Annotated in this window: 13 protein-coding genes and 1 pseudogene; 10 read left to right on the top strand and 4 right to left on the bottom strand. The window is 66.2% G+C overall.

Annotated elements, in window-relative coordinates; translation table 11 throughout:
- Positions 1 to 20: 20 nt before the first annotated feature.
- Positions 21 to 677: an alpha/beta hydrolase gene (locus tag NF876_RS28450; RefSeq protein WP_173945208.1), complete on the bottom strand. Its 657-nt coding sequence runs from the start codon at positions 675 to 677 to the stop codon at positions 21 to 23.
- 232 nt (positions 678 to 909) lie between these two features.
- Here NF876_RS28450 and NF876_RS28445 point away from each other — a divergent pair, with 232 nt between their 5' ends.
- The 6 genes from NF876_RS28445 (at position 910) to NF876_RS28420 (ending at position 7,547) form a co-directional block, all read left to right on the top strand.
- Positions 910 to 2,082, top strand: coding sequence for a cysteine desulfurase family protein (locus tag NF876_RS28445; RefSeq protein ID WP_262271734.1), 1,173 nt, complete (start codon positions 910 to 912; stop codon positions 2,080 to 2,082).
- 66 nt (positions 2,083 to 2,148) lie between these two features.
- Entirely contained in the window at positions 2,149 to 3,621 is a 1,473-nt protein-coding gene (gene sufB, locus NF876_RS28440; RefSeq protein ID WP_262271715.1) for a Fe-S cluster assembly protein SufB, read from the top strand.
- Positions 3,622 to 3,738: 117 nt separating this feature from the next.
- Positions 3,739 to 4,491: a Fe-S cluster assembly ATPase SufC gene (sufC, locus tag NF876_RS28435; protein WP_262271714.1), complete on the top strand. Its 753-nt coding sequence runs from the start codon at positions 3,739 to 3,741 to the stop codon at positions 4,489 to 4,491.
- Between the two features lies 1 nt (position 4,492).
- Positions 4,493 to 5,806 carry a Fe-S cluster assembly protein SufD gene (sufD, locus tag NF876_RS28430; RefSeq protein ID WP_262271713.1) on the top strand — a complete coding sequence of 438 codons (1,314 nt, stop codon included), beginning with the start codon at positions 4,493 to 4,495 and terminating at the stop codon, positions 5,804 to 5,806.
- A 123-nt stretch (positions 5,807 to 5,929) separates the two neighbouring features.
- Positions 5,930 to 7,165 (top strand): cysteine desulfurase, encoded by a 1,236-nt coding sequence (locus NF876_RS28425; protein WP_262271712.1) that lies wholly within the window; start codon positions 5,930 to 5,932, stop codon positions 7,163 to 7,165.
- 61 nt (positions 7,166 to 7,226) lie between these two features.
- On the top strand, positions 7,227 to 7,547 hold the full coding sequence (locus tag NF876_RS28420) for an SUF system Fe-S cluster assembly protein (protein ID WP_262271733.1): 321 nt from the start codon (positions 7,227 to 7,229) through the stop codon (positions 7,545 to 7,547).
- Positions 7,548 to 7,628: 81 nt separating this feature from the next.
- Here the strand turns inward: NF876_RS28420 and NF876_RS28415 are convergent, their stop codons facing one another.
- Both NF876_RS28415 and ybaL read right to left on the bottom strand, forming a co-directional pair.
- Positions 7,629 to 8,393, bottom strand: a complete 765-nt coding sequence (locus NF876_RS28415; RefSeq protein ID WP_262271711.1) for an SDR family oxidoreductase — start codon at positions 8,391 to 8,393, stop codon at positions 7,629 to 7,631.
- A gap of 97 nt (positions 8,394 to 8,490) precedes the next feature.
- Positions 8,491 to 10,344 carry a YbaL family putative K(+) efflux transporter gene (gene ybaL / locus NF876_RS28410; RefSeq protein ID WP_262271710.1) on the bottom strand — a complete coding sequence of 618 codons (1,854 nt, stop codon included), beginning with the start codon at positions 10,342 to 10,344 and terminating at the stop codon, positions 8,491 to 8,493.
- Positions 10,345 to 10,516: 172 nt separating this feature from the next.
- Between ybaL and NF876_RS28405 the strand changes: the two genes are divergently transcribed.
- Together NF876_RS28405 and NF876_RS28400 are read left to right on the top strand one after the other, a co-directional pair.
- On the top strand, positions 10,517 to 10,897 hold the full coding sequence (locus NF876_RS28405; protein ID WP_262271709.1) for a HesB/IscA family protein: 381 nt from the start codon (positions 10,517 to 10,519) through the stop codon (positions 10,895 to 10,897).
- A 3-nt stretch (positions 10,898 to 10,900) separates the two neighbouring features.
- On the top strand, positions 10,901 to 11,293 hold the full coding sequence (locus tag NF876_RS28400) for a TfoX/Sxy family protein (protein ID WP_262271708.1): 393 nt from the start codon (positions 10,901 to 10,903) through the stop codon (positions 11,291 to 11,293).
- A 376-nt stretch (positions 11,294 to 11,669) separates the two neighbouring features.
- On the opposite strand, the gene NF876_RS28395 is transcribed toward NF876_RS28400, so the two are convergent.
- Positions 11,670 to 13,130: a DEAD/DEAH box helicase gene (locus NF876_RS28395; RefSeq protein WP_262271707.1), complete on the bottom strand. Its 1,461-nt coding sequence runs from the start codon at positions 13,128 to 13,130 to the stop codon at positions 11,670 to 11,672.
- A 189-nt stretch (positions 13,131 to 13,319) separates the two neighbouring features.
- Here NF876_RS28395 and NF876_RS28390 point away from each other — a divergent pair, with 189 nt between their 5' ends.
- Both NF876_RS28390 and NF876_RS28385 read left to right on the top strand, forming a co-directional pair.
- Positions 13,320 to 14,018 (top strand): alpha/beta fold hydrolase, encoded by a 699-nt coding sequence (locus NF876_RS28390; protein ID WP_262271706.1) that lies wholly within the window; start codon positions 13,320 to 13,322, stop codon positions 14,016 to 14,018.
- Positions 14,019 to 14,326: 308 nt separating this feature from the next.
- Positions 14,327 to 14,567, top strand: a pseudogene (locus tag NF876_RS28385) (outer membrane protein); the annotation flags it as partial.

Genomic DNA, 14,567 nt, shown 5'->3' with positions numbered 1-14,567 from the left:
GTTCGGTGAGCGGAACCGCGTCAGGCGGCCTCTTCGGTGGTGCCGAGGCGCTTGTCGAGATACTCGTCCACGGCCACCATCAGCTCGTCCACGCGGCCGTCGAAGAAGTGGTTGGCGCCGTCGATCACCGCGTGCTCGAGCTTCACGCCCTTCTGCGTCTTCACCTTCTCGATCACGCTGACCACGTCCTTCACCGGTGCGACCCGGTCCTCCGAGCCGTGAACGAACAGGCCGGAGGACGGGCAGGGGGCGAGGAACGAGAAGTCGTAGCGGTTCGCCATGGCGGCGATCGAGATGAAGCCCTCGATCTCCGGGCGGCGCATGAGAAGCTGCATGCCGATCCAGGCGCCGAAGGAGACGCCGGCGATCCAGCAGGCGCGGGCGTCCGGGTTCATGGCCTGGGCCCAATCGAGAGCCGCGGCGGCGTCGGAGAGTTCGCCCTGGCCGTGATCGAAGGCGCCTTGGCTGCGGCCGACGCCGCGGAAGTTGAACCGCAGCACCGAGAAGCCGCGCTTCACGAAGTCATAGTACAGGTTGTAGACGATCTGGTTGTTCATCGTCCCGCCGAATTGCGGGTGCGGGTGCAGGATGATGGCGATGGGCGCGCCCTTCTCCTTGGCAGGCTGGTAACGTCCCTCGATGCGACCGGCAGGACCCGTGAAGATGACTTCAGGCATGTACGCGAACCTCTTGAGCGCCCCTCCATCAGGAGGGGGAAAACAGCGGGCGACCTTGACTCCAGGCCGCGGTTCCTCATAAAAGAACCCTTAGAACTATTCTAAATTGTTCCAATGTTTCATGGGCCCGGCAGCGAGGGCCATGGGGAGAAACCTGGGACAGATGTGGTTGCGGTGCTTTAGCACGGCAACCAGGGTCGATTGCAAGAATTTCGTGAGGCTCCAAGCAGCTATGGCTTCCGGCCAGCGCACATATCTGGACCACAACGCGACCTCGCCCGTACGGCCTGAGGTGGCCGAGGCGGTCCTGCGCGCGCTCCAGCTTCCGGGGAATGCCTCGTCGGTCCATGCGGAGGGGCGTGCCGCCCGGGCCGAGATCGAGAAAGCCCGCGAAACGGTCGCGGGCCTTGTCGGCGCCAAGGCGAAGAACGTCGTCTTCACGAGCGGCGGGACCGAGGCGGCCAATCTCGTCCTGACCCCGGGCCTGCGCCGTTTGGGGCAGGACGGGGCGAAGAGGCTCCTGGTCGGCGCGGCTGAACATCCTTGCGTGCTCAACGGCCACCGCTTCCCGGTCGAGGTGGTGGAAACCATCCCGGTCGACCGGCACGGCGTCCTTGATCTGGCCTGGCTCCGGGCCCACCTGGAGAAGGCGGGCGACGGGCGGGTTCTCGTGTCGGTCCAGCTTGCCAACAACGAGACCGGCGTGGTGCAGCCCGTGGCCGAGGCGGCCCGGCTGGTCCACGACCATGGCGGACTGATCCACACCGATGCGGTTCAGGCGGCCGGCAAGGTCCGGGTCGACCTGGTCGAGCTGGGCGTCGATGCGATGACGCTCTCCGGGCACAAGATCGGCGGTCCCAAGGGGATCGGAGCGGTGATTCTGGCCTCGGACCAGGTGGAGGTCGCCGAACGGCTGATCCGTGGCGGCGGCCAGGAGAAGGGTTTCCGGGCCGGCACCGAGAACGTGGCGGCCATCGCGGGCTTCGGCGCTGCGGCCGAGCTGGCGCTGGCGAGCCTCGAGCAGGAAACCCGGCGGCTGCGGGAGCTGCGGGACGAGGCCGAGGCGCAGGTCCGGCGGATCGCCCCCGACGCACTTGTTGTGTCTTCCGCTGCGGAAAGGTTGCCTAATACCTTGGCCTTTGCCATACCCGGCCTCAGGGCCGAGACGGCGCTGATCGCCTTCGATCTGGCAGGCGTGGCCCTGTCCTCCGGCTCGGCCTGCTCGTCCGGAAAGGTCAAGCGATCGCATGTGCTGGACGCCATGGGCGTCGAGCCCGCCCTGGCCGAGGGCGTTTTGCGCGTGAGTTTGGGGTGGACGACCACACAAGAGGACGTGATCCGCTTCGCGGAGGCGTGCGAAAGGGTGGTGGGCACCTTATATAAGCGGAAGGCGAGCGCGGCCTGACGGGCCGGTTCGGTTTCCATGTCATCAACCCGCGGCCATTGAAGCCGTGAGCGGTGGGAGAGACGAATGCCTGCAGTGCAGGAAACGATCGATCAGGTTCGTCTGATCGACGTCGATCAGTACAAGTACGGCTTCGAGACCGAAGTCGAGATGGAAAAGGCCCCGAAGGGCCTCTCCGAGGACGTGATCCGCTTCATCTCGGGCAAGAAGGGCGAGCCGGAGTGGATGCTCCAGTGGCGGCTCGACGCCTACAAGCGCTGGCTCACCATGAAGGAGCCGAACTGGGCGCGGGTCTCGTACGACAAGATCGACTACAACGACATCTACTACTATGCGGCCCCGAAGAAGAACCCGGCGCCGAAGTCCCTGGACGAGGTCGATCCGGAGATCCTCAAGACCTACGAGAAGCTCGGCATTCCCCTGCGCGAGCAGGAGATCCTGGCCGGCGTCGAGCCGACGAACCGGGTCGCCGTGGACGCGGTGTTCGACAGCGTGTCGGTCGCCACGACCTTCAAGGCGGAACTGGCCAAGGCGGGCGTGATCTTCATGCCGATCTCCGAGGCGATCCGGGAGTATCCGGACCTCGTGCGCCAGTATCTCGGCTCGGTCGTGCCGGTGACGGACAACTTCTTCGCCACCCTGAACTCGGCCGTCTTCACGGACGGTTCGTTCGTCTACATCCCGCCGGGCGTGCGCTGCCCGATGGAGCTGTCGACCTATTTCCGCATCAACGAGAAGAACACGGGCCAGTTCGAGCGGACGCTGATCATCGCCGACAAGGGCTCCTATGTCTCGTATCTCGAGGGCTGCACGGCTCCGAAGCGCGACGAGAACCAGCTCCACGCCGCCGTGGTCGAGCTGATCGCCCTCGACGATGCCGAGATCAAGTACTCGACGGTCCAGAACTGGTATCCGGGCGACGCCGAAGGCCGGGGCGGCATCTACAACTTCGTGACGAAGCGTGGCGATTGCCGCGGCCGGAACTCGGTCATCACCTGGACGCAGGTCGAGACCGGCTCCGCGATCACCTGGAAGTATCCGTCCTGCATCCTGCGCGGCGACAACTCGCGCGGCGAGTTCTACTCGATCGCCGTGTCGAACGGGAAGCAGCAGGTCGATTCCGGCACCAAGATGATCCATCTGGGCAAGAACACCACGAGCCGGATCATCTCGAAGGGCATCGCGGCGGGCAAGTCCGAGAACACCTATCGCGGCCTCGTGTCGGCTCACCGCAAGGCGACCGGCGCGCGCAACTTCACGAACTGCGACTCGCTCCTCATCGGAAACCAGTGCGGTGCGCACACGGTGCCCTACATCGAGTCGAAGAACGCCTCCGCGGTGTTCGAGCACGAGGCGACGACATCGAAGATCTCCGAGGATCAGATGTTCTACTGCCAGCAGCGCGGCCTCTCGGAAGAGGAGGCGACGGCGCTCATCGTGAACGGCTTCGTGAAGGACGTGCTGCAGCAGCTCCCCATGGAGTTCGCTGTCGAGGCGCAGAAGCTGATCTCGATCTCGCTGGAAGGCTCGGTCGGTTAATTCAGGAAACGGGACGTTGATGCCGAGGGCGGAAGCCCGGGCGCGACGCGAACGCTTCAAAGCCCGTCATGGCCGGACCGGATCCGGCCATCCACGCGCAAACAACGGAATACTCAAATGCTCGAAATCAAGAACCTGGTCGTCCAGATCGAGGACAAGCGCATTCTCAACGGCCTCAACCTCACCGTGAACAAGGGTGAGGTGGCTGCCATCATGGGGCCGAACGGCTCGGGCAAGTCGACGCTCTCCTACGTGATCGCCGGCAAGGAGGATTACGAGATCCTCGACGGCGAGATCCTGCTCGACGGCCAGAACCTTCTGGAGATGGAGCCGGACCAGCGCGCCTCTGCGGGCGTGTTCCTGGCTTTCCAGTACCCGCTGGAGATCCCCGGCGTCGCCTCGATGACGTTCCTGAAGGCCGCCCTCAACGCCCAACGCAAGGCGCGCGGCGAGGAGGAGCTGACCACGCCGGACTTCATCAAGCGCGTCAACGCCGCCGCCCAGCAGCTCGAAATCCCCAAGGACATGCTCAAGCGCGCCCTCAACGTCGGATTCTCCGGCGGCGAGAAGAAGCGCATGGAGATCCTGCAGATGGCGCTCCTCCAGCCGTCCTTCTGCATCCTGGACGAGACCGATTCCGGCCTCGACATCGACGCGCTGCGCATCGTGTCCGAGGGCGTGAACGCGCTCCGCTCGCCCGACCGTGCCTTCCTGGTCATCACCCACTACCAGCGCCTCCTGAACCACATCGTGCCGGACACCGTCCATGTGATGCATGCAGGGCGCATCGTGAAGTCGGGCGGCAAGGAGCTCGCGCTCGAGCTCGAGGCGAACGGCTACGCCGACTACCGCGAAACCGAGGCCGCGTAACATGGCTGACGTCACTCTCATGAAGACGCCCGCGGAAACCGCGCTGGCGCAGGCCTTCGAGAGCGCCAAGACGACGCTTCCCGGCACCGGTGAGTCGCGGGCTCAGGCCTTCGAGCAGTTCAATTCGCGCGGTCTTCCGCACCGCCGGGTCGAGGAGTTCAAGTACACCGATCTGCGGACGCTCCTGCGCGAGGTCGCGCCCTTCGCCGGCGCGCCGTCGGCCGACCAGGCGAGGTCCGCTCTCGAGGGCGCGAAGGCGCTCAAGGGAGTCGAGGCTCTGCAGGTCCCGTTCGTGAACGGCCACTTCGTTCGCGACGCGGTGGATTTCCACGGCCTGCCGGAGAACGTCGAGATCGTGCCGATGGCCGAAGCGCTGGCGAACGGCCACGACTGGCTCGCGCATCTGAGCCCCGTGCCCTGGGCGAACGACAACCCGGTCTATCAGCTCAATACGTCCTTCATGGCCGACGGGGTGATGATCCGGATCGCCGGTCCGGTCGCGACCCCGCTTCACCTCCGCTTCGTGACGGCGGCGAGCTCGGCCGTCGCCACGGCGACCCGCGTTCTCGTGGTCGTGGAGGAGGGCGCGTCCGTGACCCTTCTCGAGACGCACGAGAGCACCGACGGGGCCAACCATCAGCCGAACGACGTGGTCGAGCTGATCGCGGGCGACCGCACCAACGTTCAGCACGTGCGCGTCAACGCCGAGGGCGACAAGGCACTGGCTCTGTCCACACTGGCGGCCAAGATCGGCGGCGACGCCATCTTCAACAGCATCAACGTGGTGGCGGGTGCCGCGACCTCGCGGCACCAGGTCTTCGCCGTTCTGAACGGTGAGAACACGAACATGCGCGTCAACGGTGCGACGATGCTGAAGGGTTCCCAGCACGGCGACTCGACCCTGGTGGTCGAGCACGGCGCTCCCCATTGCGAAAGCCGGGAGCTGTTCAAGACCGTGATCGACAACGAGGCGACCGGGGTCTTCCAGGGCAAGATCATCGTTCCGCATCATGCCCAGAAGACCGACGGCCGCATGATGTCGGCGGCGCTCCTCCTCGAGGAGGGCGGCTCCATGAACAACAAGCCGGAGCTCGAGATCTTCGCCGACGACGTGCAGTGCGCCCATGGCGCCACCTGCGGCCAGCTCGACGAGGACCTCCTGTTCTACCTCATGGCCCGCGGTCTGCCGAAGAAGGAGGCCGAAAGCCTCCTGGTTCAGGCCTTCCTGGGCGAGGCGCTGGAGTTCGTCGAGAACGAGACCGCCCGCGAGGCTCTCGTCGAGACGGTCGAGAGCTGGCTGAAGGCTCGGGCGTAAAGGAACTCAACGCGTCATGGCCGGCCTCGTGCCGGCCATCCCGATCCGGTGGGGCACAGCGCATCTCATCGTCGGGGTCACCGGCACAAGGCCGGCGATGACGGTGGTGGAGAGAAACTGGCAATGAACGCACCTGTGAAGCCCTATGACGTCGAAGCGATCCGGGCGGAGTTCCCGATCCTGGCGCAAGAGGTCTACGGCAAGCCGCTGGTCTACCTGGACAACGCCGCGTCGGCCCAGAAGCCGCGCGCGGTGATCGACGCCATGGTCAACACGATGCAGACCGGCTACGCCAACGTTCATCGCGGTCTCCATCACATGGCCAACGTGGCGACCGAGGGTTTCGAGCGCGCGCGTGAGACCGTGCGGGAATTCCTCAACGCCGAGTCCGTCGATGAAATCGTCTTCACCAAGTCGGCCACGGAAGCCTACAACCTGGTGGCGGATTCGTTCGGGCGCCTCGGCATCGGGGAAGGCGACGAGATCATCCTGTCGATCATGGAGCACCACTCCAACATCGTTCCCTGGCACTTCCTGCGGGAGCGGAAGGGGGCGGTGATCAAGTGGGCGCCGGTGGACGACGAGGGCAACTTCCTCGTCGAGGAGTTCGAGAAGCTTTTCACGCCGCGGACCAAGATCGTCGCCATTACCCACATGTCGAACGTCCTGGGCACCGTGACGCCCGCGAAGGAGATCGTGCGCATCGCCCACGCCCATGGGGTGCCGGTCCTGATCGACGGCGCCCAGGGCGCCGTGCACCTGCAGGTCGACGTGCGCGAGCTGGATGCGGATTTCTATGTGTTCACCGGCCACAAGGTCTACGGGCCGACCGGCATCGGTGTGCTCTACGGCAAGCGCGAATGGCTCGCGAAGCTGCCGCCTTACTCGGGCGGGGGCGAGATGATCCGCGAAGTGCGCCAGGATGCGATCACCTACAACGACCCGCCGCACCGGTTCGAGGCGGGCACGCCCCCGATCATCGAGGCCATCGGCCTCGATGCGGCCCTGCGGTTCATGATGCAGCTCGGGCGGGAGAATATCCAGGCCCATGAGGCGGCGCTCTCGGCCTATGCCCACGAGCGCCTCGGCGCCATGAATTCGGTGCGCATCATCGGCCGGGCCCGGGGAAAGGGCGCGATCCTGTCCTTCGAGATGAAGAACGCGCATGCTCATGACGTCGCCACGGTCATCGACCGGCAGGGCGTCGCGGTTCGGGCGGGCACCCACTGCGCCATGCCGCTCCTGGAGCGCTTCGGCGCCACGTCGACCTGCCGCGCGTCCTTTGGCCTCTACAACACCATGCAAGAAGTCGATAAGCTGGCGGATGCCCTGCAGAAGGCGGAAGCCCTGTTTGCGTGAGGATTGACCTGTGAACGACCTTTCTCCGACCAACGCCCCGCAGGTGTCCCCCGGCTCAGGGATGCCGCCGGAAGAGCTCGACCGCATGACCGACGACATCGTCGCGGCGCTGAAGACCGTCTACGATCCGGAGATCCCGGCCGACATCTACGAGCTCGGCCTGATCTACCGGGTCGATATCGACGACGACCGCAATGTTGCCATCGACATGACCCTGACGGCCCCGGGCTGCCCGGTTGCCGGCGAGATGCCGGGCTGGGTGGAGAACGCCGTCTCGACCGTCCAGGGGGTCCAGAGCGTCAAGGTCAGCATGGTGTTCGATCCGCCGTGGGACCAGAGCCGCATGTCCGACGAGGCCCGGGTGGCCCTCGACATGTGGTAGGCCGGGCGGGCCTCCCTTGTCAGATCAGCACGTCATGGCCGGGCTCGTCCCGGCCATTTGCGTTTTCGAAGCGCCGGGGCGTCACGTCCGATTGATGGAGACGCCCCCGTCGACGAGGAGCGCCGTTCCGGTCGTGAAGCTGGAGGCGTCCGAGGCAAGGTAGAGCGCCGATCGGGCGATCTCCTCGGGGCGCGCCCGCCGCTTCAGGGCGTGCAGGCCCTCGACGAAAGCCAGCGCCTCGGGCGTGCCGACCCAGGCCTCCGCCAGGGGCGTGTCGGTGCCCCCGGGCAACAGGGCGTTCACGCGGATCCCTCTCGGCCCGAACTCGCTGGCGAGCGACTGCGTGAGCCCGATCAGGCCGGACTTGCTGGCCGCGTAAGCGGCCACGCCCGGCATTCCGGCCGTGTAGCCGACGAAGGTCGAGGTGAAGATGAGAGAGCCTCCGCCCCGGTCGAGCATCGCCGGGATCTGATACTTGGCCCCGAGGAACGGCGCCGTCAGGTTGACCGCCAGCGTGTCGGTCCAGCCGGCGAGCGACAGGCCCGGCGTCGGGCCCATCTCGCCGATCGTGCCCGCATTGTTGAAGGCGATGTCGAGCCCGCCGAAATGCCGGATCGCCGTTTGGACGAGCGCCTCGGCCAGAGCCTCGTCCCTGATGTCGCCGAGAACAGCAACGGCTCGTCCGCCATCCTTCTCGATCTCGCCGACGAGAGCCTCGAGGGCGTCGCATCGCCTTGCTGTAACGATGACGTTCGCGCCCTCCCGGGCAAACAGCCTGGCCGTCGCGCGGCCGATCCCGGAACTCGCTCCCGTCACGATCGCGGTCTTGTTCATGAGCGTGGTCACAGAAATCCCTTTCCTTCATGAGCCTGATGCTCGGGACTGGGATCGCCGATGGGGCTCCTGTTTCCGACCCGTTTCCTGCGCCCGAATTCTGTGGGCCTCAATGCTCCGTTTGATCGGCGGGCTGGCGCGAAGGCGCCGGCTCGGACGGGCTGGTGCCTGTATCGTCTGAGTGACGCACCGGCGTGTCGGCGTCCTGATGCTCGTCGGCGGTCTCGTCGGCCTCCTGGACGGACGACAGGACCGGCTCGCGCGGGGCATCGGGTACGGCCGCGAACATGGCACGGGCGATTTCCTGCTCGCCCATCACCACCCTGGTGGCGCCGTACTTCTCCACATGCTCCTCCTGCGCCGCGGAATGCACGCGCACGATGATCGGCAGGTCCGGATTGATCGTCCGGGCCTGCTCGACCACCTGGCCGCTTTCGAAGGCGTCCGGGATCGCGATGAGAAGGCAGCGCGCGGCCCTGATGTTGGCGGCCGCCGCCACCTCGGGATCGGCGGCGTTGCCCATGATGACCGTGTGGCCGTCCTTCTGCAGATCGGACACCTGGTTCCTGTCCATCTCGACGACCAGGAACGGCGTTCCCGACGATGCCAGCTTTCCGCTGATGAACTTCCCGACCCGGCCGTGGCCCACGAGCACCACGTGATCCGTCAGGGGCGTGACGGAGAGAGGTTCCCGGGCGGCGGCCGCTGCCGCCTTTTCGGCCGCGAGGGCTTCCTGCGCGGCCGCGGCGGCGTCCGCCGTGGCCTGCGCCCTGGCGGTCTCCTTTTTCGACGACCAGCGGTCGAGCAGGCCGAACAGGAAGGGATTCGTCAGGATCGACAGGATGGCGCCGGCCAGGACCAGGTCGCGTCCCTTCTCGGGCATGAGCCCGAGTTCGACGCCCAGGCCCGCGAGGATGAAGGAGAATTCGCCGATCTGGGCGAGGCTCGCGGCAATCGTCAACGCGGTCGCGTTCGGGTGGCGGAACAGCCGGACGATCGCGAAGGCGGCGAGCGACTTGCCGACGACGATGATCAGGAAGGTCGCCAGAACCGGGCCGAAGTCGTTGATGAGGATCATCGGGTCGAACAGCATGCCGACCGAGACGAAGAACAGCACCGCGAAGGCATCTCGCAGGGGCAGTGTTTCCGACGCCGCCCGGTGGCTGAGCTCCGACTCGCTCAGGACCATCCCGGCGAAGAAGGCCCCGAGGGCGAAGGACACGCCGAACAGCTCCGCCGCCCCGAAGGCCGCGCCGAGCGCGATGGCGAGCACCGCGAGGCGGAACAGCTCGCGGGAGCCCGTATGGGCCACGTAGTGGAGAATCCACGGAATCACCCGGCGACCGACGATCAGCATGATCGCCACGAAGGCCACGACCTTGCCGAGGGTGATGCCGAGCGAGATCACGATGGATTCGAGATCCGCGGAGGCGCTGGAAGCGGCTTCCGCGACGGCGGGCAGGAGCACGAGCGTCAGGACCATGGCCAGATCCTCGACGATCAGCCATCCGACCGCGATATGGCCGCGCTCGGTCTCTACGAGCCGGCGCTCCTGGAGGGCGCGCAGCAGCACGACCGTACTGGCCACCGAGAGCGCCAGCCCGAACACGAGGCCGGCGCCGATGCTCCAGCCGATCAGCCAGGCGAGCCCGATGCCGAGCGCGGTCGCGCTGGCGATCTGGACCACCGCGCCCGGGATCGCGATGGCCTTCACGGACAGGAGGTCCTTCAGGGAGAAATGAAGGCCGACCCCGAACATCAGGAGAATCACGCCGATTTCCGCGAGCTGGTTGGCCAGCCCCTGGTCGGCCACGTAGCCCGGGGTGAAGGGGCCGGCGAGGACGCCCGCGAGGAGGTACCCGATCAGGGGGGAAAGACGGAAGCGGTGCGCTACGGCGCCAAGAGCGAATGCCAACACAAGGCCGACGACAATGGTTGATATCAGCGGCGTGTGATGCGGCATCTGCTCTCCTCGGGCGGCGGGGCGGTCGGGAATGGGATAGCCCCGATATGGTCGACCTCGGCCGTTGGGGCAACCCTGAACGGTCTCGACGTTTGGCGTTTCAGCTCTTATCTATGGTGGATCGAACTCGTTCTGCCCGGGCCTTGAACCCGGCTGCCAGGAGAGAAGGCTAATGGCACTACCCGGATTCAAGGTCGTCACCTTGACCGACGCGGCCGCCACCCGCGTCAAGGACATCATCGGCAAGGCGGACCGTCCCATCGTGGGTGTCCGCGTGGGCGTCAAGAACGGCGGCTGCGCCGGCATGTCCTACACGATGGAATACGCGGAGAGCGTCAACCCGCTCGACGAGGTGGTCGAGGACAAGGGCGTGACCGTCCTGATCGACCCCAAGGCCGTGCTGTTCCTGCTCGGCACGCAGATGGATTTCCAGACGACCAAGATGTCGTCCCAGTTCGTCTTCAACAACCCCAACCAGACCTCGGCCTGCGGCTGCGGCGAGTCGGTGGCGATCACGCCCGCCACGCCGGGGGCGCTCCAATCGGCCGGGTGATCCATGGATGCCGAGGACGTCCGGGACATCTTCCGCGGTCTCGGGCCCGTTTCGGTCCGCCGCATGTTCGGCGGGCAGGGGGTGTATCAGGGCGAGCTGATGTTCGCCCTGGTGGCGTCCGACGAGATTTATCTCAAGGTCGACGAGGAGAGCGTCGGATTCTTCCGTGACCAGGGGTCCCGGCCCTTCACCTTCCAGACCCGAGACGGCCGGACGACGCTGACGAGCTATTGGCGAATGCCGGAATCGGCCCTTGACGATCCAGACGAAGCGGCTGAACTCGGGGCCATGGCCCTGGCGGCCGCCCGGCGGGCGAAAGCCCCCAAGCTTCGCAAGGCCGGCAGGCCGGCCCCGGGGCAGAATTCCCGCAGGAAGGCCTCGAAGCCGGTCGTCTAGCGCATCGCGCGGACGGAAGCGGGCCACGCTCGTGACCGAAGGGCCGCGCCACATCCGGACAGGATCGAAACGCTCTCCCGTCATGGCCGGCCAGTCATCACCCACCTCTCGCCGGCCATCCCGATGCGGTGAGGCTCGGCGCTCTTCCGACCGGGATCACCGGGACAAGCCCGGTGATGACGTGGTGTGTGTGGTCCGGTCCTCACATCCTCCACACGTCATGGCCGGCCCTGTGCCGGCCATCCCGATAAGGTGAAGCGCCGTGCCTCAAACAAGCGGAATCACCGGGACGAGCCCGGTGATGACGCCGGAGTGACCGTCCGGTCAAGCGATCAAGGCAGGGTCCCGAACCCTGCGCCGCTCAAGGGGTGCCGCCTTACTTGGCTTTCTTGGCCAGGACCGGTCGCATGAGGAAGGCCGGCACGTGATCGCCGAGCCCGATCACCTTCTCGTCCCCGTCGTCGTCCCGACGCGAGCGCCCCTGATGGCTCCGGTCCGCGAACCGCTCGCCGCGATCCTGTCGGGGCCGGCGGCTCTGCTGCTCCTCGCGGGGAGCCTGGGGCGCACGCGGGGCGGGAGCCTCCTCGCGCCGTTCTTCCGAATGCCCTCGGCTGCGTTCCGACGAGCGCACCTTGACCTTGCGCCCCCGCGAGCGCTCCTCGCCGCGCGCACCGCGGCGGCGGGACGAAGCTTCTGACGGCGGACGCTCGGCGAGCGTCGGTCCCTGCCACTCGATCGGCTGGCCGATCAGCTTCTCGATCGCCGCGAGGGATTTCTCGTCGCCAGGTCCCACCAGCGTGAAGGACTGGCCGCTCCGGCCGGCCCGGCCCGTACGGCCGATCCGGTGGACATAGTCCTCGGCGTGGTGCGGGACGTCGTAGTTGAACACGTGGCTGACCGCCGGAATGTCCAGGCCTCGTGCCGCTACGTCGCTCGCCACCAGGAGAGGGGTCTCTCCCGTGCGGAAGCTGTCGAGGGCCGCCATGCGGGCATGCTGGTCCATGTCGCCGTGGAGGGCGACAGCACTGAAGCCGTGGTTCTGCAAGGAGCGGTGAAGAACGGCCACGTCGCGCTTGCGGTTGCAGAACACGATGGCGTTCTGCAGGTCCGTGGCGCCCCGAATCAGGTCGCGCAGGGTCTCGCGCTTCTCGTAATCCTCGCGCCCGGTGGCCACCAGGCGCTGGGTGATCGTCGAGGCCGTCGAGGCCGCGCGGGCAACCTCCACCTTCACCGGATTGTGAAGGAAGGCGTCTGCCAGACGCTGGATCTCGGGCGGCATCGTGGCGGAGAAGAACAGGGTCTGGCGGGTAAACGGAACGAGCTTCACGATCCGTTCGATGTCCGGGATGAAGCCCATGTCGAGCATCCGGTCGGCCTCGTCGATCACCAGAAGCTCGACGCCTGTGAGCAGGAGCTTCCCGCGCTCGAAGTGGTCCAGCAGCCGGCCGGGGGTCGCGATCAGCACGTCGACGCCGCGGGTGATCTTGGCGTCCTGGTCGCCGAAGGACACGCCGCCGATCAGCAGGGCCACCGAGAGGCGATGGTTGATCCCGTACTTGTCGAAGTTGTCCTCGACCTGGGCGGCCAGCTCGCGGGTCGGCTCGAGGATCAGCGTGCGCGGCATCCGGGCCCGGGCCCTGCCGGATTCGAGCAGGGTGAGCATCGGGAGCGTGAAGGCCGCCGTCTTGCCCGTGCCGGTCTGTGCGATGCCCAGCACGTCGCGACGGGAGAGGACGTGTGGGATGGCCTGCGCCTGGATGGGCGTCGGTTCCGTATATCCGGCGCTTGCTACGGCCTGTTGAACTTTATCGCTAAGTCCGAGTTCGGCGAACGACATGAATGATAATTACCGTTGAGGGCTGGGCGCGCTCTAAAAGTGCCGGCCGCGCTCTACGGCAACAAACAGGCGCGTGTCTGGTTTCACCTGAGGCTCTTGCTCAAGTTGAGGAGTGGCCGGACCATAAGATAAGCTATGCGCTTGTCAATCCAGGGAAACTTGCCGGAAGGCAACAAAAGGAAGGTTTGGATGGCAGAATCGCTCGTTCTGATTCCCGGATTGGCCTGCACGGCCCGGCTCTTCGAGCCCCAGATCGCCGCCCTCGGGGCCGGTCGCACGATCGTCGTGGCCGACCATACGCTCGATGATTCGATTGCCGCCATCGCGTCGCGGCTCCTCCGCGCTGCTCCGGACAGGTTCGCCCTCGCTGGGCTTTCCATGGGCGGCTACATCGCCATGGAGGTCATGCGCCAGGCGCCGGGCCGGGTGGAGCGGCTTGCCCTCCTCGATACGAGCGCTCGGCCGGACCCCCCTGAGGCGAGCCAGGACCGCGAGCGGTTGATCGCATTGGCCCAAGCCGGGCGATTCGAGGAGATCCATGCCGTGCTCTGGCCTCGCCTGGTCCATCCGGACCGGAGAGGCGACGCGGACCTCCAGGCCGTCCTGCTGGAGATGATGCGCGAAACCGGTCCCGAGGCTTACATCCGGCAGCAACGGGCGATCATGGCGCGGCCTGATTCCCGAACCTCGCTCCCGGTGATCGAGATCCCGACCCTGGTGCTGGTCGGCGAAGGCGACGCCGTCACGCCGGCCGAGATCGCCCGCGAGATGGCCGAGATGATCGAATGGGCCTCGCTCGTCGTGGTTCCCGGGGCCGGACACATGTCGACACTCGAGCAGCCCGATCGGGTCACGCACGCGCTTCAATTATGGCTGAAGCGGGATTAACCATCGTTCCGCCTCGGTCTTGCGATCCTTCCCGAAGATATGGTCAATGATCCGTTACCGCTGCGTCAGGCGCGGCCGCCCGAGCTTCGCATGGATATAACCACCTGATATAAAAGCATTATTTTCATCGCCAGTGTGGGCGGTGGATGGCTTGGATGCGCCGGCCGCGGGGTCGTTTCCGAGCCCCGACGGCTGCGCGTCGTAAAAGCTTTGCTTCTCGCCCCAACTGTGGCAGGAAAGTGACAGACGCAGGGGCAAGTCTCGGCTACAAGCTGCGTCACATCCTTCTAACGGACGGACCAAGACCAATGAAAAAGATTCTCCTCTCTTCGGTTGCTCTGCTCGGCCTCGCCACGGGCGCCATGGCTGCTGACCTTCCCTCCCGCCGCGCTCCGGCTCCGATCGTCGCTGCTGTTCCGGTGTTCACCTGGACGGGCTTCTACGTGGGTGTGAACGCCGGCTACGGCTGGAACACGAACGACTCGATCACGGTCGGCGGCCTGCGCTTCGACCTGGATGACGACGGCGGCTTCGTCGGCGGCGCCCAGG

The sequence above is a fragment of the Microvirga yunnanensis genome, assembly GCF_025460875.1.
Note: the sequence above shows the minus strand (reverse complement) of the source record. Positions and strands in the feature narration are given on the sequence as shown.

What these genes read in the sequence shown, in the direction of transcription:
- sufD (WP_262271713.1), top strand. Translation starts at nt 4,493, where the DNA reads ATGGCTGACGTCACTCTCATGAAGACGCCCGCGGAAACCGCGCTGGCG.
- NF876_RS28445 (WP_262271734.1), top strand. Translation starts at nt 910, where the DNA reads ATGGCTTCCGGCCAGCGCACATATCTGGACCACAACGCGACCTCGCCC.
- NF876_RS28390 (WP_262271706.1), top strand. Translation starts at nt 13,320, where the DNA reads ATGGCAGAATCGCTCGTTCTGATTCCCGGATTGGCCTGCACGGCCCGG.
- NF876_RS28425 (WP_262271712.1), top strand. Translation starts at nt 5,930, where the DNA reads ATGAACGCACCTGTGAAGCCCTATGACGTCGAAGCGATCCGGGCGGAG.
- ybaL (WP_262271710.1), bottom strand. Translation starts at nt 10,344, where the DNA reads ATGCCGCATCACACGCCGCTGATATCAACCATTGTCGTCGGCCTTGTG.
- NF876_RS28400 (WP_262271708.1), top strand. Translation starts at nt 10,901, where the DNA reads ATGGATGCCGAGGACGTCCGGGACATCTTCCGCGGTCTCGGGCCCGTT.
- NF876_RS28395 (WP_262271707.1), bottom strand. Translation starts at nt 13,130, where the DNA reads ATGTCGTTCGCCGAACTCGGACTTAGCGATAAAGTTCAACAGGCCGTA.
- sufC (WP_262271714.1), top strand. Translation starts at nt 3,739, where the DNA reads ATGCTCGAAATCAAGAACCTGGTCGTCCAGATCGAGGACAAGCGCATT.
- NF876_RS28420 (WP_262271733.1), top strand. Translation starts at nt 7,227, where the DNA reads ATGCCGCCGGAAGAGCTCGACCGCATGACCGACGACATCGTCGCGGCG.
- sufB (WP_262271715.1), top strand. Translation starts at nt 2,149, where the DNA reads ATGCCTGCAGTGCAGGAAACGATCGATCAGGTTCGTCTGATCGACGTC.
- NF876_RS28450 (WP_173945208.1), bottom strand. Translation starts at nt 677, where the DNA reads ATGCCTGAAGTCATCTTCACGGGTCCTGCCGGTCGCATCGAGGGACGT.
- NF876_RS28405 (WP_262271709.1), top strand. Translation starts at nt 10,517, where the DNA reads ATGGCACTACCCGGATTCAAGGTCGTCACCTTGACCGACGCGGCCGCC.